Below are 14,957 nucleotides of genomic sequence, written 5' to 3'. Positions count from 1 at the left end.
TAGGACCCCGTCTGACTGGAGGCGGAGGTCACATGGTCAAACCGATAGAATCCGGTCTCCGTGGGTTGCAGCTGCCCGGAACTTACCTTGCTGCCATCGGGCTTGTACAGGGAATAGCCCAGGGGAAGGCCTGCGGGAAGTTTCCCATCAAAATCCCGGACCAGCATATTGACCTCAATTTTTTCACCGGGCCGGTAAAGCTGCCGGGGCCCCCAGGGATAAATCTGATATTCGCTGTGGGGGGTCACGGCATTTTTCAGGCCGGAGAGATCCAGGGCATCCCGATTCAAGGGAAGCACGGAGAGCTGATCCTTAAAGGTGGCCAGGAGATGATGCTGACCTGGCTTCGCGTGGAAAGAGATCCGGCCCAGTTCGTCGGACTCCCCGGTGTCGATGATCTTCCCTTTTTCATCCGTGATATCCACCCGAACATGGTCCATGGGCTTACCGGTCGCAATATTCTGGGTATACACGTCAAAGGATTTTTCATACCGGCGCAGGTGGATCCCGATGTCCGTCTGCATAAAAAACGCATGTTCATATTCGTACTGGTAGCTGCCAGGCTGGGTCATCACCGCCACGTAGGCGCCCGGAGCTTTCAAGGCTTTTATCTTGGTCAGGTCGATGTTGTAATCGGTGCGCTGATTTTTACGCGGGTTCAATTGAAAACGGCCGGTGTGGACCAGCTTGCCGATCTGCTTCAGGCTGTCCACCTGATAGTAGCTGTCCGTGCCGTTTCGGAGAAGGCCGCCCACCATGCCCGGAATATTTTTCGTATCGATACGAAAAAAATCAAGGGTCACCTCATCCACATTCAAGGTGGTAACGGGCAGACGCTTCGGGCTGGAGCTGCTGATGATATGCGCGCTGGAGGTAAAGGTCACCGAGGGAGACAGGGCCGCCGTCTTGATCGTCTGGCTTTCGGGGAATTCCAATGTCTGACCGGTGATGTCCGGAACCGCATTGGACACCCTGACCGTATACTCAGCGTCCGGGGTCACAAAGGGGAAGATCACCTTGGTGCGGTCCTCGTTAATCACCCAGTGATCAGAGGTGCCTCCGGACAGGGTCACATGGTGTTCTTCCAGCCCCTCCTTATCCACAGGAACGGTAAAACTGACGGCAATGGCCGGTGCATTTTCATAAAGCACCTCTTTCATGGAGGCCACGCTAAAATGTGCTCCATTGTAGTCTTTTTTTGCCTTTTCAAGATCAAAGGCAAAGGCCGAGTTGACCAGCAGTAGCAGGCTGATCATCAGGGTGAGGGTTGCTCGAAACATGGTGTCGTCTCCTTGGGCTTGACGGCTCAACTAAAAAACAATAGCCCTGAAAAAAATCATTATCCTGACCATTTTACTAAATGTATTAACTCATTAAAAATGAAGATAAAATAATCCTTTCATCAACAACTTGTCAATAAATTTCCTACATCACACAAACCATAATCGTGTAAAACCGGGACGTTTTACTTTAATTCCCTATTCCACCGTTGGCCCATTTCTTATGAAAAAACGCGGTGAATGGGTTGACACACCCACCGATCCGTGTAAATTGCTATTTGGCAATATGGGAATGTAGAAATATTACAATCCCTGTATTCGAAACAACCCAACCAAGGAGCCACTATGAACGCACTCGATCAGGTCATCGCTGAAATGGATTTTGATTTTCTGGGGACAGGTGACCATTCCATGAGCGTGGAGGGGGTCCGCAAAGTCCTGGGCAACGATCACTTTGTCTTCCTCGACGTCCGCACCGATCAGGAGCTCGCCTACACCGTTTTCCCCTTTGCGATCCACATCCCCCTGCACGAGCTGCCCAACCGCGTAAGCGAACTGCCCAAAGACAAATGCATCGTCGCCTTCTGCTCATCCATTTTTCGCGGGGCGGTGGCCTATACCTACCTGATGGCCAACGGGTTTGACGAGGTCAAAGGGCTGACCGCCTCTATAGAAGAGCTGGTCAAAATTTTCAAGCCCGGCCCTCTGTCAAAAATGTAAGGCCCGCCTTAGGGCTTTCACTCCACCCATTGGATCAACCCGGTCATCGGGCTTGTTTTTTGCATCTTTTTTTACAGACATCGAGAATACTGGGATTTGCGCCATGGATCATCTCACCCTGATCATTACCCTTCTCTCCTTCGTGCTGAGCTTCATCTTCGCCCTGGGCGGTGTGGGCTCTGCCCTAGCTCTCATCCCCGCCCTGACCTGGCTGGGCATTCCCTTTGCCCAGGCAAGGCCCACGGCCCTGTTCGTCAACACCGTCAGCATGCTCGGGGCCACCGTCTCCAATATTCGGGAAAAACGCCTCGATATCCAGATGGGACTTCCGATTATCGCCTCGTCCATCCTCCTGGCACCCGTCGGCGCCTGGGTGAGCCACCGCCTCCCGACCCGAATTGTCCTTATCGTGTTTGTGGGGTTCCTGGCATTTTCCGGGGCCATGATGCTCTTTTTTAAAGGGTCTAAATATGCGTCTCAGTATCGGGATGATCGGCCCGTGGTCGGGCCGGTGCTGGTGGGAATCGTGGCGGGATTTTTATCCGGCCTCCTGGGCGTGGGGGGCGGCGGGCTCATCTCTCCCCTGATGATTGCCCAGGGGTTCAACCCCAAAAAGATTGCGGCGGTGACGGCCTTTGCCGTGCCCTTCTCCTCTTTTTCCGCCTTCCTCACCTATGCGGCCATGGGCTCCGTCTCCATAAAGCTCCTCGCCTTTGCCGGCCTGGCCGCCTGGGGGGGCGGGTATTTGGGGACCCTTGTCATGCAGAGAAAGATGAAACCCGCCTCGGTCAAAAAATGCCTGGGCGTCGTCCTGCTCCTGCTGGCCGTGAGACTCTCCCTGAAACTCTGGTAAGGAGCTGTCACCCCCCAAGAGCACGGAAAATAGCCACCAACGCCGTTCCCACCCCCATGGCGACAAAGGTATTTCCTGTCGCCATGGCCAGGGCCACCGGAGGCCAGAAGTGGCCCTGCTCAACAAAAACCTCCGGCTCATTCGATGGGGTCCCGCTCCAGCAGATCGCTTAAACAGGCTTCCGCCTGCTGATACCCCAGCTCAATCATCTCGGCGGCCCGATAGACCTCCAGGGTCCCGCAGGCATTTTTGGGGATCACCACCAGCTTGTCCGGTGGATAGGCGGCGAGCTTCTGTCGTGCGATGGTACTCTGCATGGCGTCAAAGGCCTGATGAGCGATATCGTAGACGCCCCAATCCTTCTCCGCAGTCCCATTGCCATTCTCCTTGAATCGTTTGACAAACCCATTGATTTTTTTCCGAATGACCGAAGATCCGGCATGATGTCCCCCATGTTTCACCCTCGGCACGGGACTCTTCGACGCCTCTCCCCCTAAGTTGACCGCCAGAATCATCTCGGTGGCGTCTCCGAAGGTGGGAGCAATGGGGACCGGGTTCAATACCCCGCCGTCGATGAGTTCCACCCCGTTCAACCGCACCGGCGTCAGAAAAAAAGGGATGGAGCCCGAGGCCCGAATGGCGTCAAAGAGACTCCCGGACCTCAACCACACCTCTTTTTCATTCACGATATCGGTGGCCACCGCGGTAAAGGGTATGGGCAACTCCTCGATGAGCTGCTCGCCCACCAGCCCCACAAGGGCGTTCATCACCTTGTCACCTTTCACCAGCCCGCTCTTCCCCCAGGAAAGATCCATCAGCGCCACCAGATCCATGCGCGTGATGGAGCGCACCCAGGCCTCAAACTCATCCAGGCGGCCTGCCGCGTAAACACCGCCCACCATGGCCCCCACCGAACATCCGGAGATGGAGGCGATTTCAAAGCCGTGTTCTTCCAGCCAGTGGATAATACCGATGTGGGCAAGGCCGCGGGCTCCCCCGCTTCCCAGGACCAGGGAGACTGTTTTTTTTGTTTTCTCAGGCATCGCTCTCTCTTTCATGTCAACAGAATCATGTGTGATGGATGCGTAAAAGAATTTTCTAATGAGTAAAGATCATAACGATATTGGTGCAGAAGATCAAACAAATGAAAAGGGTTTGGGGCCACAACACAGTGCCCCCATAACCGCTTCTATGCCTCGCCCTTGTCACGGGCCCAGGCCTGGATCTTCCGCGCTTCCGCCTCAGAAATGCCCAAGGAGAGCAAAAATTCAAAATGAGAGTCCGGCGCTCGTGCTTCGAACTCCGCATGCCAAAGGGCCATCGCCTCCTCGTCCATCCCCGCCGCCTCCAGCATGGCCACCCACATCTGTTTGTTCACCACCAGCGCTGGGGCTCCCCCCGGCAGCGTCTTAAGCATCCCGATGATGGCATGCTGCTGATGCCGCAAGGCAAGGATCTCCCCATCCAGCTCTTTCAGGCGGGTTTCAAGAATCTGAACACGGGGGGCCTCTCCGCTTTCCAACAGCGTCTGCACATCGGCAAGGGGCATCCCTGCTCCCCTGAACATCGAAATCCGCGCCAGACGATCATGCTCGGCCTGCGTATATACGCGGTACCCGGCCGAGGTCCGTTCCGGGGCCCGCAGCAGGCCGATGCGATCGTAGTAAAGCAGCGTGCTCCGGGACAACCCAAAGCTTCGGCCCAATTGTGAAATGGTGTACGTTTTCATGACACGTCCAGGGGAAACAGGGATCGATAATAAAACAGACAGAGACGTCCGCCCACCGCTCAAGCCCGATCGGCTTGAGCCCCATTAAAAGCCGGGGATTCTCTGACCCAGCCTAACGGCAACGCCCCCGAATACCGGAGATCTCTTCTTCCGTAAGGCCCAGCCACTCAAGAAAACCCTCATGGCCTCCCGGATGACGCATTTCGAACAACCGGTGCCATGCCATCATCTGCTCTTCTGACAACCCAATCTCCTGAAACATGGCGACCCACTCTTCCTTGCTTACCTTTTTTTGCATGATCACACTCCTTCATAAATAATCGTATAAATACCCATCTCCAGCAAGGTAGAGTCACCTCGCCATCGCATGAGCTGAATCCTGACACATTCCCTCTGTGTCACGGCCATGACAGAAAAAGGTATAAAGGGTGAAGCCATAGACGGGTCAACAAAAAATCATCGTAACCTGCTTTCAAGGTGGCACACCTTGCCGCCGGAGTTATTCCGGTTAAAGTCAACCTATGGATTAAAAGAGAAGCACCCTCAACTATTGCGCTTGTGGCGTACAATGCGCCTTCTCACCCTTCACGCGAATGCGGACGCGAGGTATCCAGGGTACCGACAACTTTAGAGCATTCGCAAACCCGCTTTCAAGGTGGCGTCACCTTGCCGCCGGAGGCTTTTATTAGAGCTGAGTCGTCGCCTCCGGCTCGTTGCCCTGGAACTCTTTCAACATCCAGACGTCACAGCCCCCATGCAGGGTTCCGTCAAGGGGCCTCTCCAAATGCCTGAACCCCAGCTTCTCATACAGAGCAATGGCCCCGGCCATGCCGGCCAGGGTATCCAGGTAGCAGCTCCTGTACCCCGCCAATTCGGCAAACGCCAGACACCGCTGTGCCAGGTCCTTTCCGATCCCTAAGCCCCGGCTCTCCGGGAGCAAAAAGAGCTTTCGCAGCTCACACACCTCATCGCTGCCTTGAAATGAGGCCACCCCGCCCCCTCCGACCACCTCATCACCCACCCTCGCGATCAGGTAGAGGCTCTTGGTCTCCCGGGCATAATGCTGGCTCATGGCAGCCACTTCGGCATCGGAGGGGCCAAACCCCTCCCCCACGGCTCCGTACTCGGCGCCGATATCTTTGATAATTCGGCAGATGGCCGCGTCCCATTCAGGACGACTCTCTTCGATGGTATAGCTCATGACATCACTCCCTGGCGGCATGCCTGCCGTAAAACGTCTCAAATGAAAATTCTCCAGAATCCATTTTGACGGGGAGCCTCCCCCTTTGTCAAACAGTCAAAACAGACCTGGAAGGCTCGGCCAAAAAACCAGCGGATAAAAAGAGAACGACGCATCGGCCCCAAGGAAATGTCCGGAACAAAAAAAAGCTCTGCCCTCAGACCGTTAAGGTCTTTGAAACAGAGCTTTTATTGTCGACTGAGCAAACAGCCCACCGCCTCCCGGATGCGGGGACGGCAGGACGGGCATCACCCTTTTCGCACCCCCGTTTTCACAAGGACGCGGCCTTGCCCTCTATTCTCCCACAAGCTCAAGACTCGAGGTCACGGCGCTCACGTCCAGGGTGTAGGCGCTGGTGCCTTTGCGGGCATCCACACGAAGGGTGTAGGTGCCGGTCTGCGTCGGAGCAAAGGTAAGGGTCTCCTGCCGGTTCAGGAGTTTGGCGGATGAGGCCACCTTGCTGCCATCGGGATCATACAGGCTCAGGTTAAAATCGTGACTGGCGAAAGCGAGCAGAATCGAACGCCAGGACGCGATGATCATGCTCACCGCGATGGGGTGGGTGGTCTCGGTGACCTCGAAGGTCCATTCGTCCCGCTTGTCCGTGGCCGAGACAAACCAGTCCCAGCCACTTAAGGAATCCGTTTTGCTGAGATGGCCCGGCCCGCCGGAAAGGGGCTCAGCCGCATACCCGTCCACAACGGTGCTGATGGCCGCAAGACCGTCAAGACGACCGGCTCCGAAGTCGTTGTCTTTGCCAGGAGAGCCCCACGCCTCGGCCGTGACGGTCAGAGAGGCTTTAAGCGCCACAGGAGACAGTAAGGGATCGCCCTGGAGGAGCAGCGCAGCGGTCCCCGCCACAAAGGGAGTGGCCATGCTGGTTCCGCTGTGCGCGATATAGCCGTCTGCGGTGTTGGCTTCCGGAGCCAGGATGTTCAAACCGGGGGCCGCGATGTCCGGCTTGATGCGCTGGTCGGCCGTGGGACCCCGGCTGGAAAAATCAGCCAGAAAAAAACCGCCCTCCCCGGGATCGCTCATGGCCCCCACGGTGATCACCTGTTCGGCTGCCCCTGGAGATCCGATGGTACTGGGCTTCGGGCCGCTGTTCCCCGCGGCAACCACGGTGACCAACCCTGCGGCCACCGCCGCATTGGCGGCCAGGCAGTTGGCATCGGTTCCATCTGAGCTGCCGCTGCTGCCCAGGCTCAGGCTGATGATATCAATACCAAGGGCGTCCTTGTTTTCAATACACCATTCGATCCCGGCGATCACCGTACTCATGCTGCCGCTTCCGCGCTTGTCAAGGACCTTGACCCCCACCAGCGAAGCTGCAGGCGCCACCCCAGCGTTGGCGCCGTTCCCGTCTCCGCCACCGGCGATGATCCCCGCGCAATGCGTGCCGTGCCCGTTGTCATCGTAAGCCTCTGCCGCCAAATCATCCCCCACCAGATCACAGAAGGCCACCACACGATCACCAAAGGCCGCATGGCCTGCGTCAATGCCGGTGTCAACCACCGCCACGGTCACGCCCTCGCCGTTTAGCCCATACCGCTCCCGAGCAGCAACCGTCCCGGTCCACTGCGTGGCCGTCTCCATAAAGGCGTGGACCGGTGCATCGTATTCAATACGCGCGATGGCGCCAAGCTGGGACAACGTGGAAATATCGAGGCGGCTGAGGTCCAGGGCCAAAGCCGGGATGTGTTTGTATTGATAGCGGGGTGCAGGGCCTTTCAGGAGAGCCAGAAATTCATCCTGAGCCCGACGGATTGCCGCCCTGTCCACGAGCCCCTTGGAAGCAAAGGCCCGAAGGGAAGGGTCCTCTTTCAAGGTCACAATCACCGGCAGAAACTCCTGACTCGCCAATCCTTTCAGCCTCTCCCGAAGGTCATCCGTCAGTGACCCCGCTGCGGCCTGAACCGAAAAGAGCAACCCGCACATGAAAACCAGTAAAACCCTCAAAACCAAACGCTTTCGCATCGCAAAAACCTCCGTCGCAGTTCCCGGCATCCTTAAATGGATGGGGAGGGGTTAAAAAACGAATATGGCGAAACTGAGTCTCTATTCCAAAGGGCAAAAAAAGCCTCCGTCGGCAAGGTATGCCACCTGAAAACAGGCTTGCGCATGAGGTGGCGGCATTCAGGAAAGCTGCGTACAAGACCCAACCTCTTGCTTCATCATGACACGCGTGTCCCGGGTCTCTGTGTGACGTGTGTGTGGGGGGGGAGAGAAAGAATGTGAATCAGACATATCTTTAATGATCATTGTTTACAAGCTATTTACAAAACCGCTTCTCATCACAAACCTGTCGCCCTGGACAACCCCTGACTTGACTTATTTTCCAACCGTCCATATAAATAAAGGTTTTCACTTGATGGATCTGACAAACAACGGGAACACATCCCGTCCACGTTACCGGTGCAAAAGCACTCCCCTCGACCCCTTGCACCCTGGGCCGTCGAGGCTTTAAACGTCGGGCAAGGGAAGACACCCGTTCATTTCGGAGCCATCGCCATGATGCAACAGGAGGAATATGAAAATGGCAAAATTGACAAAACTCATGACCATGGTGGCCATGGCAGTGGTATGCATCGCAAGCGCCTCCCCGGCGTCCGCGATGGATAATAACTGGGAAAAAATCAAAAAAACAGGCGTTCTGACGGTGGGCACAAGCCCCGACTACCCCCCCTTTGAAAGCGTGAATCCCGACACCAATACAATTGAGGGCTTCGACATCGACCTCATCAACGCCGTCGCCGCGGAACTCGGCCTCAAGACCGAATTTAAAGCCATGGGCTTCGACTCCATTATCATTGCGGTGAAAAACAAGCAGATCAACCTCGGCATGTCCAGCTTCTCCGTCACCGAAGAGCGCAAGCACAGTGTCGACTTCACGATCCCTTACTTCAAAAACGGCTCCACGGTTCTTACCACCGCCGACTCCGTCATCAAGACGGTAGAGGATCTGGTGGGCAAGCGCGTTTCTGCCCAGATCGGCTCCACCAGCGCTGAGGCGGCCAAGAAAATCAAGGGCGCTCAGGCTCAGATCGTGGACGACGCCAACATTGCCGTCATGATGATGAAAAACGGCGCGGTCCAGGGGGCGGTCCTCGATGTGGCCATCGCCGAAAACTACGCCAAAAGACCCGAGTTCACCCTCTTTGCCAAACCCCTGAGCTATGAGGAGACCGCTGCCATCGTACGCAAAGGAGCTCCTGAGTTCCTGGATGCCCTCAACAAGGCCATTAAAACACTCGAAGCCGACGGAACCATCAAAAAGCTTCGGACCAAGTGGGGCGTTTAAGGCCCAAGCCATAAAAGATGCCCCCGGCGACCCGAGGGGGCATCTGAACTTCACAAACAGGTCAGGCCCCGGACTTTTATACCGGAGTCATTAAATAAAAAGGGAAAACGACGTTGATCGATTTTGCGCTGGTTTGGCAGCACAAGCTATTTCTGTTGAATGGAGCCGTGGTCACAATTCAACTGACCTTCGGTGCCGTGGTTATCGGAATTATTCTCGGCTGCCTTGCCGGAATGGGACGCATCGCCAGAAACCGTTTTATCCGGGCAATCGCCAGTGTCTATGTCTACGTGCTGCGTGGAACGCCGATGCTGCTGCAGATTTTCTTTATCTATTTCGGCGTCCCCCAGATCTACCTGGCCCTGACGGGATCTCCCCTCATTCCCTCACCCATCAAAGCCGGTATCTTCGCCCTGGGCTTCAACTCAGGGGCCTACGTCGCCGAAATTGTCCGGGCAGGCATCCAGGCCGTCCCCAGCGGTCAGATGGAGGCCTCTCGCTCCCTGGGTATGACCCACTGGCAAGCCATGCGAGACATCATCCTGCCCCAGGCACTCCGCAAGGTCATCCCTCCCCTCTGCAACGAGTTCATCGTCCTTCTCAAGGACACCTCTCTGGTCTCCGTCATCGGAGCCGGTGAGTTAATGTACTCCGCCAAAGTCATGGGGGCCAGATACTACGATTATGTCCAGTTTCTTTTCGGGGCAGGCCTGGTTTACCTGGCCCTCACCTTTATCATTTCGCAGTCCCTGGCTGCCCTTGAGCGAAAGTTAGGCGTCAGCGGAAACCACTAGTCCGGGCCTGTCAAAGCGACCCCCGGCTTGAAGGACAGCGTCATAAGACGGCGCGGCAGCTCGTCCCATTCACAAAAAAAGCCCCGAACAGAAAACATCTGTTCGGGGCTTTTTTTTTATTGGATGACCCTCTTTTTTCAACGGCCATAAAGGCCAGGGGGAAACCTTATAAAAAAACGTTCTTCGTGCTTGGTTCTTCGTGCTTCGTTCGAGGAGTCGCTGCGCTCCATCAATTATAAAAAAATATACGCTGATTTCTGGTGTGGCAAGTCTTCATGCATTCCCTGGCTTTGACAGACACAAAGAGTCCCTTAGGCATCTGCCACAAAAGGGGCGGGATTTTCTGTCTCGGTTCAGATGCAGAGCAGAATCGTGTCGTCTCCTTCACCCACCTCGTACACCTCGTCGTGCCCGCCCAGGGCGCTGTCCTCCAGGGGGAAAAATAGAAAAAATCGTGTACCGACCCCCGGCTCGCTCGTCAACGCCACGGCTCCATGGTGGTTCTTCATGATGCGATGAACCATCATCATCCCCAGGCCGTCATCGGCCTTGCGTCCGCCATCCGTGGAGGATTCAAAAGACTCGAAAACCCGTTTTTGGGTCTCTGGATCCATCCCGCACCCGTTGTCTTCCACCGTCATCTGGAGATACGTCCCGGCAGCGAGGGGAAACCCACCGACACGCGCCTTCTCCTTTTCCAGGATGACGTTTCGGGTCTCGATGCGCAAGGCCCCCCCGCCGGGCATGGCGTGATCCGCGTTTATGCAAAGATTCATCAAGGCGGACTGGATCTGCGCCGCGTCCCCGAAAATCAAAGGCTCTTCAGCCTTCGCCTCAAGAGAAACCCGCACACGGTGTCCCAGGGTGTAGGGCAACATCAAAAGGGTGTCGTCGATCATTTCATGGAGATCGAGGACCGCAGCGGTTGAACCGGCGGTGCGGCCCAGGGCCCGAAGCTTGCCGCTCAAGACCGAGGCCTGTTCCGTGGACGCGGCAACAACCTGAATATAGTGTTTCACCCTCTCATCATAATCGTCGGCCTGTGCCATAAGCAGCTCTGAGGTCAATCGAATCCCATCCACCACCGTGCTGAGGTCATGGCTGATACCGGCAGCGACCTGCCCCATGGTGTTCATGGCGTGGGATTGCCTGAAGTGATGTTCAACCCGCTTCATCTCCGAAGTGTCCCGAAAAACAAGCTGCAGAAGGCGTGTGCCTTCACAGTCCATAAACCCGGACCGAATCTCCACATCCATGAGGGCACCCGCCACATGCTCAATCTGGGCCTCAAACATGGGAATCTCCGTACCCATACCACGGATCTGGGCGGTCCCTGACAGAACATCGTAATCCTCGACGGAGGGAAACATCTCCTTCAGATCTGACAGCATCTCAACATGGTTGAGCCCCGTAAGCTGTGAAAAAGCCCGGTTATGCCCCAAAACCCTACCGTTCTCCACATCAATGAGGAGCATGCCGTCCGTGACTTCATTAAACAGCTTCTGATAGCAGGCTTTCAGAGCGCTCAAAATGCCATCTCTGGCCCCTATCATGACGCTCGGGACCTCCAACCTTTCGGGGAAAGACGAGAGCATACGCTGCACCCTGCACCCTGATTTCTCCAGTAACTCACGCCCGGCAGAAGACAAGGCGTGATCAACCCGATTCAGGACGGCTATAAAGCCAAACGGCTCCCCCGTGGCTCGTTGGACAGGCTGACCGTAACAAACCCACGTCCCGTCATCGGCCTCTCGAATTTTGCCATCCTCGGCCGCTGACCTGGCCAGAAGCACCCGGCACCGATTCACATGCCGGTCCGATGTCTGTTCACTTCGACTGACGACTTCCAAGGCCCCATGACGTTCACTCAAAATCAAAACCGCTGATGCAGCGGTAAAATCTGCCAGAAGATCTGTCAAACACTGGAAATTACGCTTCATTTCATCGGGAAGCCCTATTTCCCCCACCAGGATCAATGGTGTCTCGATCCGCTCACTTGCCTGCATACGCCCTATCTACCCTCAAAACTTCAAGCAACCCTTTTCATGTGATTGCATAAGGTTGTAACCAATCATTCATCTTACAGACACCTTATCTGCAGTGCAGAAGTATACCCCATTTTTCGCACCCTCCAAAGTAAACTTTAGAAAAAAAATTATAAAATATCGGGTGTTACCCCAGAATCCTTTATCAACAGGGCTTCGCGCGTCAAGGGACAGCGCCCCCTCCCCCCTTAAAAAATAAAACCACCCCCCACAGAGGAACACATGCTTTATACAGGCACGATACCGCAGGCACCCGCAACGCAGCCTTTTCTGATAACACACCAGAATAATGGATAAATGAAGCCAGAAAAGGAAGCTTCCTCGCTTCATACCGGCCTCCCTTGAACTCCACAAAGGCCTGTTATTAGGAGAGAAAACACATTCCTTGGAATATGTAGATTTATCCCCTTATTCCCTTGACATCAATTGAAGCAAGAGAGTATAACCCTTTTGTATTTGGCGGGGCGTAGCGCAGCCTGGTAGCGCACTTGACTGGGGGTCAAGGGGTCGGAAGTTCGAATCTTCTCGCCCCGACCAAATCAACAGAAGAAAATACAAAAGGATTTAATCGGTAACGATTAAATCCTTTTTTTATGCCTTTTTCCCAGGGGACATACGCGTCGGGCATCACCCTCCTGGCCTGAAAGGCATTCGCGTGACGGGTGAGAGCCCCCACCCTGACGCATGAGCGACCCTCCATGCCCCCCCCCGCACGACCTCTACGCGGCCGCCATCGGCCCTCCGGCTAATTCGGAAGCAGACTCTTTGAAACAAACTTCATGGCCACCAGTTTTTCCCTGATCTCTTTTTCCAAAGCCGACTTAGAGCCCTTGAGGGTCAAAACACTCAAAATTTTATTGTCGCTGACGCGTGTAAACTTAAGGGTTCCATAAGAATCCTTGAGCAGTGTCTCGACAATGTATTCAGCATTGATCACGGTCGACACCGTGTACCTCTCGATTCGGACAGAATTGAATCGCTTCCCCGCCTCCGATGACGCCCCGCTCGAACGGCTGCCCGCCGCAGAAAGACCATCATCTTTTCTCTCCTCAATGGTCTTTTTTTCCTGGGGTACGGCCACGACACTCAACCCGGCATCAATCAGAACCCCCTCGACTTTTGCCGCAAATTCCGTCTGATTGAGGCGATGATTAAACGGCAGCACAACAAAGCGATCGCTTTGATCAACCATCACCGTGTATTTATAGTGAGGTGCAGGAGGCCCCATGGGGTTTAACTTCTGAATCATTGTACAACTGCAAAGAAGAGTCAGGACGGCTAACAAAAAAGGGGCTTTCAAAATTTTGACCGTACGGCGGGTGGCTGCTTTAAACATTACAATTCCTCAAAATTCGATTAATGTAAGGTGCCTGTCAAATCACTTATATCCTTTTTACAAATTTTTAGGCCACCCTTTTTTTTCGACAGAAAAAAAGCCTCCGGCACCCGGTTTGCCCCTCGGTTCTCTTTTTTTTGACGCCCGCCGACTTGACACCTGCGGGGGCATCCCTAATGTATCCTTAAGGCATCTCTCTCAGATCATCATCCCCTTAACCCGGCTCGCCCGAAGGGTGAGAAAAGCGAACAGATAACCGCGAATTACATTTTGTATTTTTGAAATAACTGGATTTTCCGCAATAACTGTTCATTGCTTTGAATCGATCGTTTTTTCATGAAATATCCGGGTTAGCCCGGATATTTCAACGGCTGTGCACGCCCACCCAAACCACAAGGAAATCACCATGCTTGATTTTACCTTTCATAACCCCACCCGCATTCTCTTCGGCCAAAACCGCATCAAAGACATCGCGTCTGAAATCCCAGCCGGATCCCATGTCATGATCACCTACGGCGGCGGCAGCATCGTCAAGACAGGCGTCATGGACGAGATCAAAACCGCCCTGAAAGGCTTTACCGTCAGCGAATTCGGCGGCATCGAGCCCAACCCCACCTATGAAACCCTGATGCAGTGCGTGGCTCGGGTGAAGGCGGAAAAGGTGGATTTCATTCTGGCGGCGGGGGGCGGCTCCGTCATCGACGGAACCAAATTTATTGCGGCGGCGGCCCTTTATGAGGGAGAACCCTGGGACATTTTAGAGACCTATGGCGCCAGGGTAACGAAGGCCGTGCCCTTTGGCACGGTCCTCACCCTGCCAGCCACGGGTTCGGAGATGAACTGCGGGGCCGTGATCACGAGAAAAGAGTTCCAGGCCAAGCTGGTCTTCTCCCATCCGTCGGTCTTTCCGACCTTTTCGGTGCTCGACCCCACCAAGAGCTTTACCCTCCCCGAGCGGCAGCTGGCCAACGGGGTGGTGGATGCCTTTGTGCACGTGATGGAACAGTACCTGACCTTCCCGGTACAGGGTGGCGTACAGGACCGCTTCAGCGAAGGGCTGCTCCTCACCCTTCTTGAGGAGGGACCGAAAGCCCTGAAAGACCCGGAAGATTATGACGTCCGGGCCAACATCATGTGGGTCGCCACCCTGGCCTTAAACGGCCTCATCGGTGCGGGTGTTCCCCAGGACTGGGCCACCCACATGGTGGGCCATGAGCTCACCGCCCTTTACGGCGTGGACCACGCCCGCACCCTGGCCGTCGTCCTTCCCGCCATGATGGAAGCGCGGCGCGAGGAGAAAAAAGAGAAGCTTCTCCAGTACGCCTCCCGCGTCTGGAACCTCTCCGAAGGATCGGACGAAGCACGGATGACGGAAGCCATCGCCCAAACCCGCGCCTTCTTCGAAGCCATGGGGATCCCCACCCGCCTCGCGGCCTATGACATCGGCGAAGAGGCCATCGAAAAGGTCTGCGCGCAACTCACCGCCCACGGCCTGAACAAGCTCGGAGAGCACCAGAGCCTGCCCCCTGACCAGGTGGGAAAAATCCTCGCGGCCTGCCTGTAAAAGAAAGGCCCCCGGCGGATCTGCCGGGGGCCAAACGTTTAGAGCATTTCATCATAAAGGCAAACCCCATCCGCAAGGTTGTACCGCGTGTGGAT

Annotated in this window: 13 protein-coding genes and 1 tRNA gene; 6 read left to right on the top strand and 8 right to left on the bottom strand. The window is 55.3% G+C overall.

Annotated elements, in window-relative coordinates:
• The coding region (locus tag Q1Q75_RS06765; protein WP_300668548.1) for an MG2 domain-containing protein at window positions 1-1,280 on the bottom strand (1,280 nt) is incomplete at its 3' end.
• 345 nt (window positions 1,281-1,625) lie between these two features.
• On the opposite strand from Q1Q75_RS06765, the gene Q1Q75_RS06760 reads away from it, so the two are divergent.
• Entirely contained in the window at window positions 1,626-2,000 is a 375-nt protein-coding gene (locus Q1Q75_RS06760; RefSeq protein WP_300668546.1) for a rhodanese-like domain-containing protein, read from the top strand.
• Window positions 2,001-2,103: 103 nt separating this feature from the next.
• Window positions 2,104-2,853, top strand: coding sequence for a sulfite exporter TauE/SafE family protein (locus Q1Q75_RS06755; protein ID WP_300668545.1), 750 nt, complete (start codon window positions 2,104-2,106; stop codon window positions 2,851-2,853).
• Window positions 2,854-2,990: 137 nt separating this feature from the next.
• Here the strand turns inward: Q1Q75_RS06755 and Q1Q75_RS06750 are convergent, their stop codons facing one another.
• From Q1Q75_RS06750 to Q1Q75_RS06730, 5 genes are all read right to left on the bottom strand, one after another.
• On the bottom strand, window positions 2,991-3,896 hold the full coding sequence (locus Q1Q75_RS06750) for a patatin-like phospholipase family protein (RefSeq protein ID WP_300668543.1): 906 nt from the start codon (window positions 3,894-3,896) through the stop codon (window positions 2,991-2,993).
• 146 nt (window positions 3,897-4,042) lie between these two features.
• On the bottom strand, window positions 4,043-4,582 hold the full coding sequence (locus tag Q1Q75_RS06745) for a MerR family transcriptional regulator (RefSeq protein WP_300668541.1): 540 nt from the start codon (window positions 4,580-4,582) through the stop codon (window positions 4,043-4,045).
• 112 nt (window positions 4,583-4,694) lie between these two features.
• Complete coding sequence (locus Q1Q75_RS06740; RefSeq protein ID WP_300668540.1) at window positions 4,695-4,880, bottom strand: hypothetical protein; 186 nt, start codon at window positions 4,878-4,880, stop codon at window positions 4,695-4,697.
• A 387-nt stretch (window positions 4,881-5,267) separates the two neighbouring features.
• Window positions 5,268-5,783 (bottom strand): GNAT family N-acetyltransferase, encoded by a 516-nt coding sequence (locus Q1Q75_RS06735; protein ID WP_300668539.1) that lies wholly within the window; start codon window positions 5,781-5,783, stop codon window positions 5,268-5,270.
• 333 nt (window positions 5,784-6,116) lie between these two features.
• The gene (locus Q1Q75_RS06730) at window positions 6,117-7,799 is read right to left on the bottom strand and encodes a S8 family serine peptidase (protein ID WP_300668538.1); all 1,683 of its coding nucleotides are present in this window, start codon (window positions 7,797-7,799) and stop codon (window positions 6,117-6,119) included.
• A 559-nt stretch (window positions 7,800-8,358) separates the two neighbouring features.
• Here Q1Q75_RS06730 and Q1Q75_RS06725 point away from each other — a divergent pair.
• Together Q1Q75_RS06725 and Q1Q75_RS06720 are read left to right on the top strand one after the other, a co-directional pair.
• Complete coding sequence (locus tag Q1Q75_RS06725; protein ID WP_300668536.1) at window positions 8,359-9,123, top strand: transporter substrate-binding domain-containing protein; 765 nt, start codon at window positions 8,359-8,361, stop codon at window positions 9,121-9,123.
• Between the two features lie 113 nt (window positions 9,124-9,236).
• Window positions 9,237-9,917, top strand: coding sequence for an amino acid ABC transporter permease (locus Q1Q75_RS06720; RefSeq protein ID WP_300668535.1), 681 nt, complete (start codon window positions 9,237-9,239; stop codon window positions 9,915-9,917).
• Window positions 9,918-10,270: 353 nt separating this feature from the next.
• Here the strand turns inward: Q1Q75_RS06720 and Q1Q75_RS06715 are convergent, their stop codons facing one another.
• Window positions 10,271-11,923 carry an ATP-binding protein gene (locus Q1Q75_RS06715; RefSeq protein WP_300668533.1) on the bottom strand — a complete coding sequence of 551 codons (1,653 nt, stop codon included), beginning with the start codon at window positions 11,921-11,923 and terminating at the stop codon, window positions 10,271-10,273.
• Between the two features lie 499 nt (window positions 11,924-12,422).
• On the opposite strand from Q1Q75_RS06715, the gene Q1Q75_RS06710 reads away from it, so the two are divergent.
• Window positions 12,423-12,499: transfer RNA gene (locus Q1Q75_RS06710), tRNA-Pro, on the top strand.
• A gap of 208 nt (window positions 12,500-12,707) precedes the next feature.
• On the opposite strand, the gene Q1Q75_RS06705 is transcribed toward Q1Q75_RS06710, so the two are convergent.
• Window positions 12,708-13,211 (bottom strand): hypothetical protein, encoded by a 504-nt coding sequence (locus Q1Q75_RS06705; protein ID WP_300668532.1) that lies wholly within the window; start codon window positions 13,209-13,211, stop codon window positions 12,708-12,710.
• A gap of 493 nt (window positions 13,212-13,704) precedes the next feature.
• On the opposite strand from Q1Q75_RS06705, the gene Q1Q75_RS06700 reads away from it, so the two are divergent.
• Window positions 13,705-14,862 (top strand): iron-containing alcohol dehydrogenase, encoded by a 1,158-nt coding sequence (locus Q1Q75_RS06700; protein ID WP_300668530.1) that lies wholly within the window; start codon window positions 13,705-13,707, stop codon window positions 14,860-14,862.
• Window positions 14,863-14,957 lie beyond the last annotated feature (95 nt).

The sequence above is a fragment of the Desulfoluna sp. genome (genome assembly GCF_030145185.1).
Classification (GTDB): domain Bacteria; phylum Desulfobacterota; class Desulfobacteria; order Desulfobacterales; family Desulfolunaceae; genus Desulfoluna.
The sequence above is the reverse complement of the archived record's forward strand: the minus strand, read 5'-3'. Positions and strand labels throughout refer to the sequence as shown.